The 14,567-nt window shown below is 72.9% G+C and carries 13 protein-coding genes; 11 read left to right on the top strand and 2 right to left on the bottom strand.

The window, feature by feature from the left end; translation table 11 throughout:
- The first annotated feature begins 12 nt into the window (after positions 1–12).
- The 5 genes from hutI to ACZ50K_RS12560 all read left to right on the top strand — a co-directional run bounded on the left by hutI (position 13) and on the right by ACZ50K_RS12560 (position 5,589).
- Positions 13–1,203 (top strand): imidazolonepropionase, encoded by a 1,191-nt coding sequence (gene hutI / locus ACZ50K_RS12580; protein ID WP_468901322.1) that lies wholly within the window; start codon positions 13–15, stop codon positions 1,201–1,203.
- A 181-nt stretch (positions 1,204–1,384) separates the two neighbouring features.
- Positions 1,385–2,107 carry an LPXTG cell wall anchor domain-containing protein gene (locus ACZ50K_RS12575; RefSeq protein ID WP_468901319.1) on the top strand — a complete coding sequence of 241 codons (723 nt, stop codon included), beginning with the start codon at positions 1,385–1,387 and terminating at the stop codon, positions 2,105–2,107.
- A 19-nt stretch (positions 2,108–2,126) separates the two neighbouring features.
- Positions 2,127–3,101, top strand: a complete 975-nt coding sequence (locus ACZ50K_RS12570; protein WP_468901317.1) for a COG1470 family protein — start codon at positions 2,127–2,129, stop codon at positions 3,099–3,101.
- Positions 3,098–4,267 carry a hypothetical protein gene (locus ACZ50K_RS12565; protein WP_468901314.1) on the top strand — a complete coding sequence of 390 codons (1,170 nt, stop codon included), beginning with the start codon at positions 3,098–3,100 and terminating at the stop codon, positions 4,265–4,267. The genes ACZ50K_RS12570 and ACZ50K_RS12565 overlap by 4 nt, the downstream gene beginning before the upstream one ends.
- A 14-nt stretch (positions 4,268–4,281) precedes the next feature.
- Entirely contained in the window at positions 4,282–5,589 is a 1,308-nt protein-coding gene (locus ACZ50K_RS12560; protein WP_468901311.1) for a hypothetical protein, read from the top strand.
- 92 nt (positions 5,590–5,681) lie between these two features.
- Here ACZ50K_RS12560 and ACZ50K_RS12555 read toward each other — a convergent pair whose 3' ends face one another.
- Positions 5,682–7,172 (bottom strand): peptide MFS transporter, encoded by a 1,491-nt coding sequence (locus ACZ50K_RS12555; protein ID WP_468901308.1) that lies wholly within the window; start codon positions 7,170–7,172, stop codon positions 5,682–5,684.
- A 401-nt stretch (positions 7,173–7,573) separates the two neighbouring features.
- Between ACZ50K_RS12555 and ACZ50K_RS12550 the strand changes: the two genes are divergently transcribed.
- A complete protein-coding gene (locus ACZ50K_RS12550) occupies positions 7,574–8,251 on the top strand; it encodes a response regulator transcription factor (RefSeq protein ID WP_283450654.1) in 678 nt (225 codons plus the stop codon).
- An 8-nt stretch (positions 8,252–8,259) separates the two neighbouring features.
- Positions 8,260–9,525, top strand: coding sequence for an ATP-binding protein (locus ACZ50K_RS12545; protein ID WP_468901304.1), 1,266 nt, complete (start codon positions 8,260–8,262; stop codon positions 9,523–9,525).
- Here ACZ50K_RS12545 and ACZ50K_RS12540 read toward each other — a convergent pair.
- Complete coding sequence (locus tag ACZ50K_RS12540) at positions 9,476–10,036, bottom strand: GtrA family protein (RefSeq protein ID WP_468901301.1); 561 nt, start codon at positions 10,034–10,036, stop codon at positions 9,476–9,478. The two genes, ACZ50K_RS12545 and ACZ50K_RS12540, sit on opposite strands and share 50 nt — an antisense overlap.
- Before the next feature lie 203 nt (positions 10,037–10,239).
- Here ACZ50K_RS12540 and ACZ50K_RS12535 point away from each other — a divergent pair, with 203 nt between their 5' ends.
- The 4 genes from ACZ50K_RS12535 (at position 10,240) to ACZ50K_RS12520 (ending at position 14,318) form a co-directional block, all read left to right on the top strand.
- A complete protein-coding gene (locus ACZ50K_RS12535) occupies positions 10,240–11,358 on the top strand; it encodes a 5-(carboxyamino)imidazole ribonucleotide synthase (protein ID WP_468902378.1) in 1,119 nt (372 codons plus the stop codon).
- Positions 11,355–11,897: a 5-(carboxyamino)imidazole ribonucleotide mutase gene (purE, locus tag ACZ50K_RS12530; RefSeq protein WP_468901298.1), complete on the top strand. Its 543-nt coding sequence runs from the start codon at positions 11,355–11,357 to the stop codon at positions 11,895–11,897. The genes ACZ50K_RS12535 and purE overlap by 4 nt, the downstream gene beginning before the upstream one ends.
- Positions 11,894–13,078 (top strand): dipeptidase, encoded by a 1,185-nt coding sequence (locus tag ACZ50K_RS12525; RefSeq protein WP_468901295.1) that lies wholly within the window; start codon positions 11,894–11,896, stop codon positions 13,076–13,078. Before purE ends, ACZ50K_RS12525 begins: the two co-directional genes overlap by 4 nt.
- Positions 13,079–13,241: 163 nt before the next feature.
- A complete protein-coding gene (locus ACZ50K_RS12520) occupies positions 13,242–14,318 on the top strand; it encodes a dipeptidase (protein WP_468901292.1) in 1,077 nt (358 codons plus the stop codon).
- The last annotated feature ends 249 nt before the right edge of the window (positions 14,319–14,567 follow it).

The raw sequence follows: 14,567 nt of genomic DNA, 5'->3' as shown, positions 1-14,567 counted from the left end.
GAGAGGATCCCCATGACCACCACTGCCATCACCCACATCGGCAGTCTCGTCACCAACGACCCGTCCGCCGGTGACGGTTCGCCCCTGGGCCTGATCGAGGACGCCGCCGTCGTCCTCGACGGCGACAAGGTCGCGTGGGTGGGGTCCACCGCCGACGCCCCGGCCGCCGACACCGCGTTCGACGCGGGCGGCCGGGCCGCCGTCCCCGGCTTCGTCGACTCCCACTCCCACCTGGTGTTCGCCGGCGACCGCACCCAGGAGTTCAACGCCCGGATGTCGGGCCGCGCCTACTCCGCCGGCGGCATCCGCACCACCGTCGCCGCCACCCGCGCCGCCACCGACGCCGAGCTGGAGGCCAATCTGCTGCGCCACCTCCACGAGGCCCGGCGCCAGGGCACCACCACCTTCGAGACCAAGTCCGGCTACGGACTGACCGTGGTCGACGAGGCCCGCGCCCTGCGGATCGCCGCCGCGCACACCGAGGAGGTCACCTACCTCGGCGCGCACATCGTCTCCCCGGACCATGCGGGGGACCCGGCGGCCTACGTGGAGCTGGTCACCGGCGAGATGCTGGCCGCCTGCGCCCCGTACGCCCGCTGGGTGGACGTGTTCTGCGAGAAGGGCGCCTTCGACGGGGACCAGGCCCGGGCGATCCTCACCGCCGGCGCCGCCGCCGGACTGATCCCGCGGATCCACGCCAACCAGCTGTCCCACGGCCCCGGGGTCCAGCTCGCCGTCGAGCTCGGGGCGGCCTCCGCCGACCACTGCACCCATCTCACCGACGCCGACGTGGACGCCCTCGGCCAGGCCTCGGCCACCACCGTGGCCACCCTGCTGCCCGGAGCCGAGTTCTCCACCCGGGCGCAGTGGCCGGACGCCCGACGGCTGCTGGACGCCGGGGCCACCGTCGCCCTGTCCACGGACTGCAACCCCGGCTCCTCCTACACCAGCTCCATGCCCTTCTGCATCGCGCTGGCGGTCCGCGACATGGGCATGACCCCGGACCAGGCGCTGTGGTCGGCCACCGCGGGCGGCGCGCGCGCCCTGCGCCGCCCCGACCTCGGCGCGCTGATCCCGGGCGCCCGCGCGGACCTGGTGCTGCTGGACGCCCCGAGCCATGTCCACCTGGCCTACCGGCCGGGGGTCCCGCTGGTCTCGCGGGTGTGGCAGCGCGGGGAGCTGGTCCACTCCGTCGCCGGCTGACGGACGCTGTCGCCGGTTGACGGGCCGGCTGACGGGCCGTCCGGCGGGCCCCGTCGCGGGCCCGCCGGCGCACCGACGATCCGGGGCTGTCCTTTGTCTTCCCTCCGTAGGGTCCCGGGCGTACCTTGAGCCACCAATCTGATGTGCCGTCAGTAACTTGTGGTCCGAGGGGAAGACGAAGGTGTCCAACCGGAAACGCTCCACCGCGCTCGCGCTCGCGCTCGCCTGCGCACTGGCCGCCCCGGCCGTGCTGCTCGCCGCCCCCGCCGCCCACGCCGAGGTCATCGACGTCAAGTACGACTGCAAGACGCCCATCGGCGACAAGTCGGCGGTCTCGCCCATCGACATCAAGGCGGTCGGGGCCCCCGACGCGGACGGCTCCGTGAAGCTGACCATGTCCTTCCAGAAGGGCGTCTCCTCCAGCCCCATCGAACTGGGCAAGGGGGCGATGAGCCCCAGCGCCCTCATCAAGGTCACCGGCGCCGAGCAGGCCAGCGTCCCGGTCTCCGGCCCGCCCAACCCGGTGGCCGCCCCCGCCAACACCCCCATCAAGATCACCGACCTCTCCGGGACCTACACCCCCAAGAAGTCCGGAAAGGTCGCCTTCACCGCCGGGGTGCTCACCATCAAGGCCATGGGGACCGTCACCACCTGCACCCCCGGCAACGCCCCCGGCCCCTCCCTGGAACTCACCGTGACCGCGGCCGGCGCCAAGGAACCCGCCGCCGCCCCCGCCGGACCCCCGACCGCCGGGACCCTCCCGCAGACCGGCCCCGCCGACTCCGCCCTCGCCCTCGGCACCCTCGGCGGCACCGTCCTGCTCACCGGAGTCTGCGGGGTCCTCTGGCTGACCCGGCGGCGCGCCGGAACCCGGCCGGCCGGAACGCCCCGGGCCGGGGTCTGAGAGACCCCCGGGCCTCCCCGTGCGCCACCGCACCCGGCCGGCCGCCGCCCCGCTGACCGGGGCCCTGGCCGCCCTGCTCCTCGCGCTCCAGCTGTCCGCGCCCGCCCCCGCCCGGGCCGCGGAACCCGGCTGGACGGCCGAACCCGCCACCGCCGGCGCCGCCGCCCGCCCGTTCTTCTACCTGGAAGGAGTCCCCGGCACCGTGCTGGAGGACCGGCTGGCCCTGGCCAACCCCACCGACCGGGCGCGCACCCTCACCCTGCGCGGGGCCGACGCCTTCAACACCGCCGACGGCGCCCTCGCGGTGCGCCCCGCCACGGCACCCGGCCGGGCCGGCGGCTGGATCAGCTTCGGCGCCCACGGCACCGTCCGGATCCCGCCGCGCCAGCGGGCGGTGGTCCCCTTCACCGTGACCCTGCCCCCCGACGCGGTCCCCGGGGACCACCCGGCCGCCCTGGTCGCCACCGAGGACGGCCGGGACACCGGAGTACGGGTGCACCTGCGGGTCAGCGGCCCCGCCCTGGCCGCCCTCACCGTGGAGAAGGTCTCGGTGACCGGCCGCGGACGCGCGGCCCGGGTCCACTACACCCTGGTCAACCGCGGCAACGTGGCCCTCGCCCCCGAGCTGGCCCTGCGCGCGGAAGGACTGTTCGGCGAACTGCCGGGCCGCCCGGTGCGCCGGCTGCCGGTGGAACTGCTGCCGGGCCAGCGGGTGGAGCTGACCGAACCCTGGCCGGGCGCCCCGGTGCTGGACGCGACCGAGGTCACCCTCACCGTCACCGCCCCCGGCGGCGCCCGGGCCACCGGCCGGGCCACGGCCCGCTTCGTGCCCTGGCCGGTGGCCGGCTGGACCGGGGCCGGCCTGCTGGTCCTGGCCGCCACCGGCTGGACCGCCCACCTGCTGCTGCGCACCCGCCGCCCCCGGCCCGCCGCCGGACCCGAGGCGGCCGAAACCCCCGCACGGGAACCCGAGCTGACGGGAGCCTCGAAGTGACCGGCAAGCCCAGCCCCCGACGGGGCACCCCGCCCGGCCGTCCGCCGCTCGGCAGGGTCCTCGCCACGGCCGCCCTGGCCGCCGTCGCCGCGGTGCTCGGGGGCGTCCTCCTCGCGGCCGGGCCCGCCGGGGCGGTGCCCGCCGCCGACGGCGGGGCGGCCGCCGAACTCTCCCTGAAGGAAGCCGCCAAGGGGACCGAGGTCACCGTCACCGGGCGGGGCTGGCCGGCCGGCAGCGTGGTCATGCTGCTGCTCTGCGGACAGAACATGATCGGCGGCACCAACAGCTGCGCCAACGACTCCGGACAGGCCGCCTCGGTCGGCGCCGACGGCGGCTTCCGCAAGGCGCTCTCCGTGGTCGCCCCGCCCAAGCCCTGCCCCTGCGTGGTCAACGTGACCTCCGTCAACGGGGACCGGTCCACCGTCGCGCTGCCCTTCAGGATCACCGACCATCCGGTCGCCGAGCTCCCCAAGGAGTCCGGACAGGCCCGGCTGGCCGTGCTCACCGGGGTCAGGCTCACCGGCGACGACGGGATCCTCACCTGGTTCGGTGCCCCGCCCAGCCGGAAGTTCACCGTGACCGTCGGCAATCTGGGCTCCGCCCCGGTCAAGGACCCGGTGTTCCAGATCGGCACCGCGCACGGGGTGTTCGCCCCGCTGTGGGAGGAACAGCAGTGGAAGGGCACCATCCGGCCCGGCGGCAAGGCCGAGGTGGAACTGACCGCGGAGCTCACCGCCGGCGCCCACGGCGACTACACCGTCTCCCTCAAGTACGGGGACAAGGTGCTGGCCGCCCAGCCCTGGGGCGTGGACCGGCCGTACGGGGTGCTGCTCTTCTGGGGCCTGCTGTTCCTGGTGGTCCCGGCCGCGCTGTTCCGCATCGGCATGGCGGTGGTGGACCGGGCCCGGCCGCGCACCGAGGCCCCGGCCGGCGGCCGGCACCGCGGGCCCGCCGGCCGGCTGCCCGAGGCGGCCGCCGCGGTCACCGCCCGGCTGCCGCGCGTCCCCGCGCTCCGCGCCCCCCAACCGCCGCCGCCGTCCGGGACCGCCACGGCACCCCTGCCGTGGTTCACCCCGGAGGACGCGCCGGAAGCACCACCGGCACCACCAACACCACAGACATCCGCACCGGAAGCAAACCGTTCGACGACGAAGGGACATCCGTGAAGAGCCAACGGAGGATGGGCGCGGCCGTATTCGCGCTGCTGCTCGGCGGTGCGGGCATGGTCGTGGCGGCCTCGCCCGCCCAGGCCGCCGAGATCTCGTTCAAGGTCCGGTGCGTACCGCCGGCCGGCGGCGGCGGACCGGTGGAGGGCACGACCACCGCCCGGATCACCGCCCCCGCCAACGCCAAGGTCGGCGACACGGTCGACGTGGTCTGGAAGACCGTCAAACCGGCTTCCAACAACTCCAAGCTGACGGTGATCCCCAAGGACTCGGTGCAGCCGACCGGATGGATCACCCTGGGCTCGGGCCTCGGCGAGGCCAAGCTGGTGGGCGAGAAGAAGAACCCGGAGATCGCCAAGGAAGCACCCATGGTGATGTCGGACATGAAGGGCAAGGTCAAGCTCACCAAGGCCGGCAAGATCACGCTGACGCCCGGCAAGTACGACGTGTCCGTGACCCTGTCCTTCGGCACCTTCGTCACCAAGTGCGCCCCGACCGGAGCGGTGGCCTCGGCCGGCACCATCGAGGTCTCGGGCACCGGATCCGGCGGCACCAGCAGCGGCACGAGCAGCGGCACCAGCAACGGCAACACCACCAGTGGCAACACCGACGGCGGCCAGAACGGCGGCAAGACCGACTTCCCGGGCAAGGCCGTCAACGTGAAGTTCGACTGCGGGGACTTCGTCCCCGGCGGCATCACCACCCCGGTCACGGTGAACGCCAAGAAGAACGGCGGCAGCTACGCCCTGACGGTGAAGACCGCCAAGGACGCCATGAAGGCCCCGGTCAAACTGCCCCCGGGCGCCCTCAAGCCCTCGATGGACATCAAGCTGGGCGGGGCCGACAGCGGCACCGTCAAGGTCACCGGACCGGCCAACTCGGCGGAGATCCCGGCCGGCGGCGGGGTCAGCCTGAGCGAGATGACCGGCACCTACACCCCGGGCAAGACGGGCAGGACCACGCTCAGCCCGGCCGACATGTCCATCGCCGTGACCATGGTGGCGGGCGGCGAGCCGCTCAACGTCCCCTGCAAGGCGTCCACCACCGCGGTCTCCCTGGAACTCGACACCACCGCCCAGCAGGGCGGCTCCGGCTCGGGCTCCGGTTCCGGCTCCGGGTCCGGGTCCGGCTCCGGGTCCGGTTCGGGCTCCGGTTCGGGCTCCGGCTCGGGCGGCAACGGCGGCAACGGCGGACTCGCCGACACCGGCGCCGAGGACGAGGGCGGCATCAAGGCCCTCGCCCTGGTCGCCGGCACCGTCATCCTGCTCGGCGGCGCGGTGTTCACCTTCACCCCATGGCGCCGCCTCCGCGGCACCCGCTGACGGGTCCGCCCGACACGGAAGGGCCCGGCACACGGAAGGGCCCGGCACACCCTCAGGTGTGCCGGGCCCTTCCCCGCGTCAGGTGCCGTGCGTCAGTGCACGCCGCCCATCAGCGGCTGGACCTTCTTGCGGTACATGTAGATCGCGATACCGGCCAGCGCGGCCAGCGCGCCCTGGCTGGCGAACCAGCCCTGGGTGTCGGTGGGCACACCGCACAGCTGGAGCAGCGCGATGGTGGAGTCACCGGCGGTCACCGCGAGGAAGAAGACGCCCATCATCTGGGAGCCGTACTTCTGCGGGGCCAGCTTGGTGGTCAGCGACAGGCCGACCGGGGAGAGGCACAGCTCGCCGACGGTCTGGATGAAGTACACCGAGACCAGCCACATCGGGCTGACCTTGCCGTCGCCGGCCGCACCCTGGGCCATCATCATGACGCCGAAGGACAGGCCGATCATGACGAGCGCGAAGGAGAACTTCGCCAGGGTGCTCGGCTCCTTCTGGCGGCGGGCCCAGAAGACCCACAGCCAGGCGAACAGCGGCGCCAGCGCCATCACGAACAGCGGGTTCAGCGACTGGAACCAGCTCTCCGGGAAGTTGAACCCGAACAGGGTGCTCTCGGTGTTGTCCTTGGCGAACAGGGCCAGGGTCGAACCGGTCTGGTCGTAGATCGCCCAGAAGATCGCGGCGGCGGCGAAGAACCACACGTACGCCGACATCCGGGACTGCTCCACCTGGGTCAGGTCGCGGTCGCGCTTGATCCGCAGCAGCGCCCAGGCGGGGAGGACCAGACCGAGGACGGTCAGCGGCCACAGGGCGTAGTTGATGGTGAAGATGCCGGCCAGACCGATCACCGCGTAGGCGGCGACGGCGACGCCCAGCCAGATCAGGCCCTTCTTGACGACCGCGGACTTCTGCTCGGCGGTGAGCGGGTCCGGGACCGTGTTGGAGACCGGGTTCAGGTGGCGGAAGCCGAAGAAGTAGAACAGCAGGCCGATCGCCATGCCGACACCGGCCATCGCGAAGCCCAGGTGCCAGTTGACCTCCTGGCCGACCCAGCCGACGGTCAGCGGGGCGAAGAAGGCACCGAGATTGATGCCCATGTAGAAGATCGTGAAGCCGCCGTCGCGCCGCGGGTCGTTCTTGTCCCGGTACAGCTGGCCGACCATCGTGGAGATGTTGGCCTTCAGCACGCCGGAACCGGCCGCGATCAGCGCCAGACCGATGAAGAACGTGACCGACGAGGGCACGGCGAGGAGGAAGTGGCCCGTCATGATGACGACACCGGCCACGGCCACGGCCTTGCGGGCACCCCACACGCGGTCGCCCAGCCAGCCGCCCGGGAGGGCGAGCAGGTAGACCATCGCGTTGTACACGGAGTAGATCGCGACCGCGGTCGCGTCCTTCATCCCGAGACCACCGTCGGCCACGTTGGTGGCCAGGTAGAGCACGAGCAGCGCGCGCATTCCGTAGAAGCTGTACCGCTCCCACATCTCGGTCATGAAGAGGAAGGCGAGGCCGCTGGGGTGGCCGAGGAAGGTCTTCTCGCCGGTACCGGCCGAGTCCTTCGTCAGGCTGGAAGCCATGGTCGATCCTTGCTTGCTCGGGACGCCGTGCTTCGTGAGCGGGTGGCGCCCGGGGAGGGGGTGGCCTGTCACGCATCTTCGCGCACAGGGCCCGGCCCACAGGTTTCATCACTGTCATCAAGGAGGGGCAGGTCAGTCTGTCGAGACTGTCAGCCCACCTGAGATAGAAATAGAGACCTTAGGCCGTTTTAAGACACAAAGGTCCCTGAGGTAGTGCATCAGGTGTCTCGCCACCATACGACACGACAGGGCGGCATAAGGAAGGACTTGAGATATGGATCACAGGTTTTATGGGAACCGATTCCCCATATTCGAAGGCCGTTAGTAGTCAATAAGACCAGATCGACGGGGGTGCCTCGGCCCGGCCCGGGCGGGACCTGTGTCGCATTACCATCACCCCCATGACGCGTGTACTGCTCGCCGAGGACGACGCATCCATCTCGGAACCCCTGGCCCGCGCCCTGCGCCGGGAGGGGTACGAGGTCGAGGTCCGGGAGGACGGACCCACCGCGCTGGACGCGGGACTGCAGGGCGGCGTCGATCTGGTCGTACTCGACCTGGGGCTGCCCGGCATGGACGGCCTGGAGGTGGCCCGGCGACTGCGCGCCGAGGGCCACGGCTTCCCGATCCTGGTGCTCACCGCCCGCGCCGACGAGGTCGACACCGTCGTCGGCCTGGACGCGGGCGCCGACGACTACGTCACCAAGCCGTTCCGGCTCGCCGAGCTGCTGGCCCGGGTCCGGGCCCTGCTCCGGCGCGGCGCCGCCGAACCCGCCCAGCCCCCCGCCACCCACGGGGTGCGGATCGACGTCGAGTCGCACCGCGCCTGGATGGGCGAGGAGGAGCTGCAGCTCACCGCCAAGGAGTTCGACCTGCTGCGGGTCCTGGTCCGCGACGCCGGCCGGGTGGTCACCCGCGATCAGCTGATGCGCGAGGTCTGGGACACCACCTGGTGGTCCTCCACCAAGACCCTCGACATGCACATCTCCTGGCTCCGCAAGAAGCTGGGCGACGACGCCGCCAACCCCCGCTACATCGCCACCGTCCGCGGGGTCGGCTTCCGTTTCGAGAAGAGCTAGCCACCGCCGTGCGCCGCCGCCTGATCAACTCCACGCTCGCCGTGGTGCTCGTCGTGATCGCCGTGTTCGGGGTCTCCCTCGTCATCGTGGAGACCCGCACCATCACCAACAGCGCCCAGGAGAGCGTCGAGACCGAGGCCCTCAGCCTGCTCGGAAGCGTCGAGTCCGACGTGCTGGAGCACAAGCAGGTCGACGCGGAGGCACTCGCCGACCGGCTCGGCCCGGACCGCTGGGCCCGTATCGAGATCCCGGGCCGGCCCGACACCGAACTGGGCCGGCCGGTCGACGGCGGGGCCATCCGGGGCAGCGCGGTGGGGGACCGGGGCGAGACCGTCACCGTCGAGGAGCCCCGCTCCACGGTCACCCGCGAGGTCGGCCGGACCCTGCTGGTGGTCGGCGCGGTCGCGCTGCTCGCCGTGGTGGCCGCCGTGCTCCTCGCCGTACGCCAGGCCAACCGGCTCGCGTCCCCGCTCACCGATCTCGCCGAGACCGCCGAACGCCTCGGCTCCGGGGACCCCCGGCCGCGGCACCGCCGGTACGGGGTCCCCGAGCTGGACCGGGTCGCCGACGTCCTGGACGCCAGCAACGAGCGGATCGGCCGGATGCTCACCGCCGAGCGGCGGCTCGCCGCGGACGCCTCGCACCAGCTGCGGACCCCGCTGACCGCCCTGTCCATGCGGCTGGAGGAGATCACCGTCACCGAGGACCTGGACACCGTCCGGGAGGAGGCGACCATCGCCCTCACCCAGGTGGAGCGGCTCACCGACGTGGTGGAACGGCTGCTGACCAACTCCAGGGACCCCCGGACCGGCTCCGCCGTGGTCTTCGACCTGGACGAGGTGGTCAAACAGCAGCTGGAGGAGTGGCGGCCCGCCTACCGCAGCGCCGGACGGGCCATGGTGCGCTCCGGGAAGCACGGTCTGCGCGCGGTGGGCACCCCCGGCGCGGTGGCCCAGGTCCTGGCGGCCCTGGTGGAGAACTCGCTGATGCACGGGGGCGGCACGGTGGCGCTGCGCACCCGGGTCACCGGGAACCAGGCGGTCATCGAGGTCACCGACGAGGGGCCCGGGGTGCCGGCCGACCTGGGCAACCGGATCTTCGAACGGGCGATCAGCGGACGGAACTCCACCGGCATCGGCCTGGCCGTGGCCCGGGACCTGGCGGAGGCGGACGGCGGACGGCTGGAGCTGCTCCAGGCCCAGCCGCCGGTCTTCGCCCTGTTCCTCAGCCGGACCGCCCCGGAGCGGCCGGAACGGGAACAGACGATCCGCTGACCGGCGCGGAGGAGGGTGCGGTGGCGGGCGCGGCGGTGGTCACGCGCTGTCCGACGACCTGGCTGGGCACCGGCACCGGCAGCGCCCGGAACACCCAGGTCCGGTAGGACCAGAACCGGAAGACGGTGGCGACCCCGATGCCGACGAACTTGAAGATGTTGCTCTGCAGCGGGCTGTCCCAGCCGAACCCGTAGGTGGCCGCGTACAGCACCCCGCTCTCGATCACCATCCCGATCGTGCTGAACGCCACGAACAGGGTCAGCTCCCGGCGGCCCCGCCCCCGGTCGCGGTCCCGGTAGGTGAAGTAGCGGAAGCCCAGGTAGTTGCAGGCGATGGCGACCACGATGGCTATCGCACTGGCCCGCACCACCGCGAGGTCGGTGGTGTGCCGGATCAGGTTGAACACCCCGAGGTTGACCAGCACGCCCACCCCGCCGACGGCGCCGAACTTCAGGACCTCACGAGCGAGACCGCGCACCCGCTGGACGAGTGCCCTCTTCGTCACGCTCATCTGATCCTTCGCCCCTGTCGGTAGAACTCGGTGGTCGACGGTCCGGTCCAACCCGGCCATGTTAAGTGTCGGCCCGTTGCCCCGTCTGCGCTCTCCGGAACAGATGTGACGAGGGAGTCAGCCGGGACATTCCGGCCAGGCCCCCGTCCGGATGGCGGAATACCGGCGGATACCCTGGAGGAGTGACGTTCCCGGTAGTCGGCATGGTCGGCGGCGGACAGCTCGCCCGCATGACCCACGAGGCGGGTATCCCCCTCGGCATCAGATTCAAGATCCTCAGTGACAGTCCGCAGGACTCGGCGGCCCAGGTGGTGAGCGAGGTCGTCGTCGGCGACTATCGCGACCTGGACACCCTGCGCGCCTTCGCGCGCGGCTGCGACGTGATCACCTTCGACCACGAGCATGTCCCGACGGAGCACCTGCGGGCCCTGGAGGCGGACGGCATCCCCGTCCGCCCGGGGCCCGACGCGTTGGTGCACGCCCAGGACAAGGGGGTGATGCGCGCCCGCCTCGACGAGATCGGCGCGCCCAGCCCCCGCCACCGGATCGTCTCCGATCCGGCGGACGTGGCCGCCTTCGCGGCGGAGGGCGACGGGTTCCCCGTCATCCTCAAGACCGTGCGCGGCGGCTACGACGGCAAGGGCGTGTGGTTCGTCCGCACCCCCGAGGAGGCGTCCGCCCCCTTCCAGGCCGGCGTGCCGGTCCTCGCGGAGGAGAAGGTGGACTACGTCCGCGAGCTCGCCGCGAACATCGTCCGCTCCCCGCACGGCCAGGCCGTGGCCTACCCGGTGGTGGAGTCCATCCAGGTGGACGGGGTCTGCGACACGGTGATCGCCCCCGCCCCCGGGCTCTCCGAGGAGCTCGCGGGCGAGGCCCAGGCCCTCGCCCTGCGGATCGCCAAGGAACTCGGGGTGACCGGCCACCTTGCCGTGGAGCTCTTCGAGACCCCGGACGGCCGGATCCTCGTCAACGAACTGGCCATGCGCCCGCACAACAGCGGGCACTGGACCCAGGACGGCGCCATCACCTCCCAGTTCGCCAACCACGTCCGGGCGGTCCTGGACCTCCCGCTGGGCGACCCGCGCCCGCGCGCGACCTGGACGGTCATGGCCAACGTGCTCGGCGGGGACTACCCCGACATGTACGCGGCGTACCTGCACTGCATGGCCCACGACCCGCAGCTGAAGATCCACATGTACGGCAAGGACGTGAAACAGGGCCGCAAGGTCGGCCACGTCAACACCTACGGCGACGACCTGGACGATGTGCTGGAGCGCGCACGTCACGCTGCCGGCTACCTGCGAGGGACGATCACCGAATGAGCAGCCAGAACAGCCAGACCGGGCCGGTCGTCGGCATCGTCATGGGCTCCGACTCGGACTGGCCCGTCATGGAGGCCGCCGCCCAGGCCCTCGACGAGTTCGAGATCCCCTACGAGGTCGACGTGGTCTCCGCGCACCGGATGCCCCGCGAGATGATCGCGTACGGGGAGCGGGCCGCGGGCCGCGGCCTGAAGGCCGTCATCGCCGGCGCGGGCGGCGCCGCCCACCTGCCCGGCATGCTCGCCTCGGTCACCCCGCTGCCGGTCATCGGCGTCCCGGTCCCGCTGAAGTACCTCGACGGCATGGACTCGCTGCTGTCGATCGTGCAGATGCCCGCCGGGGTCCCGGTCGCCACCGTCTCGGTGGCCGGCGCCCGCAACGCCGGCCTGCTGGCCGTCCGGATGCTGGCCGCCCACGACCCCGAGCTGATGGCCCGGATGACCGAGTTCCAGCAGGAGCTCAACGACCAGGCCACCGAGAAGGGCAAGCGGCTGCGGACCAAGGTCGCGGGCGCCGACTCCTTCGGGTTCGGCAAGTGAGCGCCGCGCAGCGCCTGGCGGAGGCGCGCGAGCTGCTGGCCGCCCACCCCGTGGTGGACGGACACAACGACCTGCCCTGGGCGCTGCGCGAGCAGGTCCGCTACGACCTGGCCCGGCGGGACATCGCCGGGGACCAGTCGGCCCATCTGCACACCGACCTGCCCCGGCTGCGGTCCGGCGGGGTCGGTGCCCAGTTCTGGTCCGTCTACGTCCGGTCCGACTTCGCCGGGGACGAGGCGGTCAGCGCCACCCTGGAGCAGATCGACGCGGTCGGCCAGCTGATCGACCGCTACCCGGCCGACCTGGTGGCCGCCCTGACGGCGGACGACATGGAGGCGGCCCGCGCCTCCGGCCGGATCGCCTCCCTGATGGGCGCCGAGGGCGGCCACTCCATCAACAACTCGCTCGCCACCCTGCGGGCCCTGCACCGGCTGGGCGTCCGCTACATGACGCTCACCCACAACGACACCATCGACTGGGCGGACTCGGCCACCGACGAGCCCCGGCACGGGGGACTGACGGAGTTCGGCCGGGAGGTGGTCCGGGAGATGAACCGGACCGGCATGCTGGTGGACCTCTCGCACGTGGCCCCGAGCACCATGCGGGACGCCCTGGACACCTCGGTGGCCCCGGTGGTCTTCTCGCACTCCTCGGCCCGGGCGGTCTGCGACCACCCGAGGAACATCCCGGACGAGATGCTGGAGCGGCTGCCCGCCAACGGCGGGGTGGCCATGGCCACCTTCGTGCCCAAGTTCATCCTGCCGGCGGCGGTGGAGTGGACCCTGGCGGCGGACGAGAACCTGCGCGCGCACGGCTTCCACCACCTGGACACCACCCCGGAGGCGATGGCCCTGCACCGGGCCTTCGAGGCCGCGCGGCCCCGCCCGGTCGCGACCGCCGCGACCGTGGCCGACCACCTCGACCACATGCGCGAGGCGGCCGGGGTCGACCACATCGGCATCGGCGGGGACTTCGACGGCACCGCCTTCGTCCCGGACGGGCTGGACGACGTGGCGGGCTACCCCAACCTGATCGCGGAGCTGCTGCACCGCGGCTGGTCCAGGGCCGACCTGGCCAAGCTCACCTGGTCCAACGCGGTCCGCGCGCTGCGCGACGCGGAGGCGGTGGCCCGGGACCTGTCGGCGTCCCGCGGACCGTCGAACGCGGTGCTGGTGCCGTAGGGGGCCGGGCCGGGCCGTGCCGCGGCGGGTCAGGGCCGGGCCCGGCGGGTGTCGCGTCGGGGACCACCCGAACGCCACACCCGCCGCGAACCCGCAGGGCCCACGTGTCACGGTGGCAACAACCTGCCGTCCCCGCCGCCGCCGAGACCGGAGCGAACCCCCTATGGCCGACCTCCAGGACGAACCCCACACGGGCCGCTTCGGCGGCCCCGTCCCCGGCCCGCCGGCCGGACCCGCCGTGGGCGCCGAGGACCCTCCGGGCGCCCTCAGCCAGGGCGCCCTGGAACGGGCCGCCGCGCTGCTGGCCGTCCATCCCGTGGCGGACGGCCACAACACCCTGCTCTGGACGCTGCGCACCAGCCCGTACCACGACATCGAGACCCGGGACGCGGGTGTGGACACGGACATCCCCCGGCTCCGCGGCGGGGGCGTGGCCGCCCAGTTCTGGTCCCTGCTCACCCCCGGCGGCGGGACCTCGGACACCCTGGAACAGATCGACGTCGCCCACAAGCTGATCCGCCGCTACCCGGACTGCCTGAGCCTGGCGCTGACCGCCGACGACCTGGCCGACGCCCGCAACCGGGGCCGGATCGCCTCCCTCCTCGGCCCGGTGCCGGGAGCCACCGTCGACGACTCCCTGGGCACCCTGCGCGCCTACCACCAGCTGGGCGTACGCAGCCTGGCCCCGGCGGGTGCGCCCTGGGTGCGGGACGGGCTCAGCCCCTTCGGGCACGAGGTGGTCCGGGAGGCGAACCGGCTGGCCGTGCTGCTGGACCTGACCGGCTGCGAACCGGACGTGGCCTGCCAGATCGCGGGCGCCTCCAAGGCGCCGGTGATCGTCTCGCACGCCGCCGCGGCGGCGCTGACCCCGCATCCGGGCAATGTCACCGACGACGTGCTGGCCGCCCTGCGGGCCACCGACGGGCTGTGCATGGTCACCTTCTCGGCCGACCGCACCGGAGACTCCCTGCACGCCGTCGCCGACCATCTGGAGCACGTCCGGGCGGTCGCCGGTCCGCACTGCATGGGCCTCGGCGCCGCCTTCGGCACCGAGGGCGGCACCCGCCGCCCGGCCGGACTCACGGACCCCTCCGGCTATCCCCGGCTGGTCGCCGAGCTCCTGGACCGGGGCTGGCCGGAGACCGAGGTCGCGCTCCTCACCTGGGGCAACGCCCAACGGGTGCTCCGCGCGGCGGAGTTCACCGCCCGGGCCGCCCAGCACAAGGCCGCCTCCTCCTGACGGAATCAGCAGGCGCAGAGGCAGACCGGGTGGCCGGCCGGGTCCCCGTTCTTCACGCGCTCCTCGCGCCGGTTCCCGGGCTTCGGGGCGCTGCGCCGGACTCCGTCCGTCGGCCTCCCGGGCTTCGGGGCGCCGTGCCCGTGCCGGGTCAGCAGGCGCAGAGGCAGACCGGGTGGCCGGCCGGGTCCCCGTTCTTCACGCGCTCCTCGCGCCGGTTCCCGGGCTTCGGGGCGCTGCGCCGGACTCCGT

The sequence above is a fragment of the Streptomyces sp. NPDC033845 genome, from assembly GCF_055576225.1.
Note: the sequence above shows the minus strand (reverse complement) of the source record. Positions and strands in the feature narration are given on the sequence as shown.

Bases quoted from the DNA above. Each gene is read 5' to 3' on its own strand.
- hutI (WP_468901322.1), top strand. From the start codon at position 13: ATGACCACCACTGCCATCACCCACATCGGCAGTCTCGTCACCAACGAC.
- ACZ50K_RS12560 (WP_468901311.1), top strand. From the start codon at position 4,282: ATGGGCGCGGCCGTATTCGCGCTGCTGCTCGGCGGTGCGGGCATGGTC.
- ACZ50K_RS12555 (WP_468901308.1), bottom strand. From the start codon at position 7,172: ATGGCTTCCAGCCTGACGAAGGACTCGGCCGGTACCGGCGAGAAGACC.
- ACZ50K_RS12550 (WP_283450654.1), top strand. From the start codon at position 7,574: ATGACGCGTGTACTGCTCGCCGAGGACGACGCATCCATCTCGGAACCC.
- ACZ50K_RS12540 (WP_468901301.1), bottom strand. From the start codon at position 10,036: ATGAGCGTGACGAAGAGGGCACTCGTCCAGCGGGTGCGCGGTCTCGCT.
- ACZ50K_RS12535 (WP_468902378.1), top strand. From the start codon at position 10,240: ATGGTCGGCGGCGGACAGCTCGCCCGCATGACCCACGAGGCGGGTATC.
- purE (WP_468901298.1), top strand. From the start codon at position 11,355: ATGAGCAGCCAGAACAGCCAGACCGGGCCGGTCGTCGGCATCGTCATG.
- ACZ50K_RS12520 (WP_468901292.1), top strand. From the start codon at position 13,242: ATGGCCGACCTCCAGGACGAACCCCACACGGGCCGCTTCGGCGGCCCC.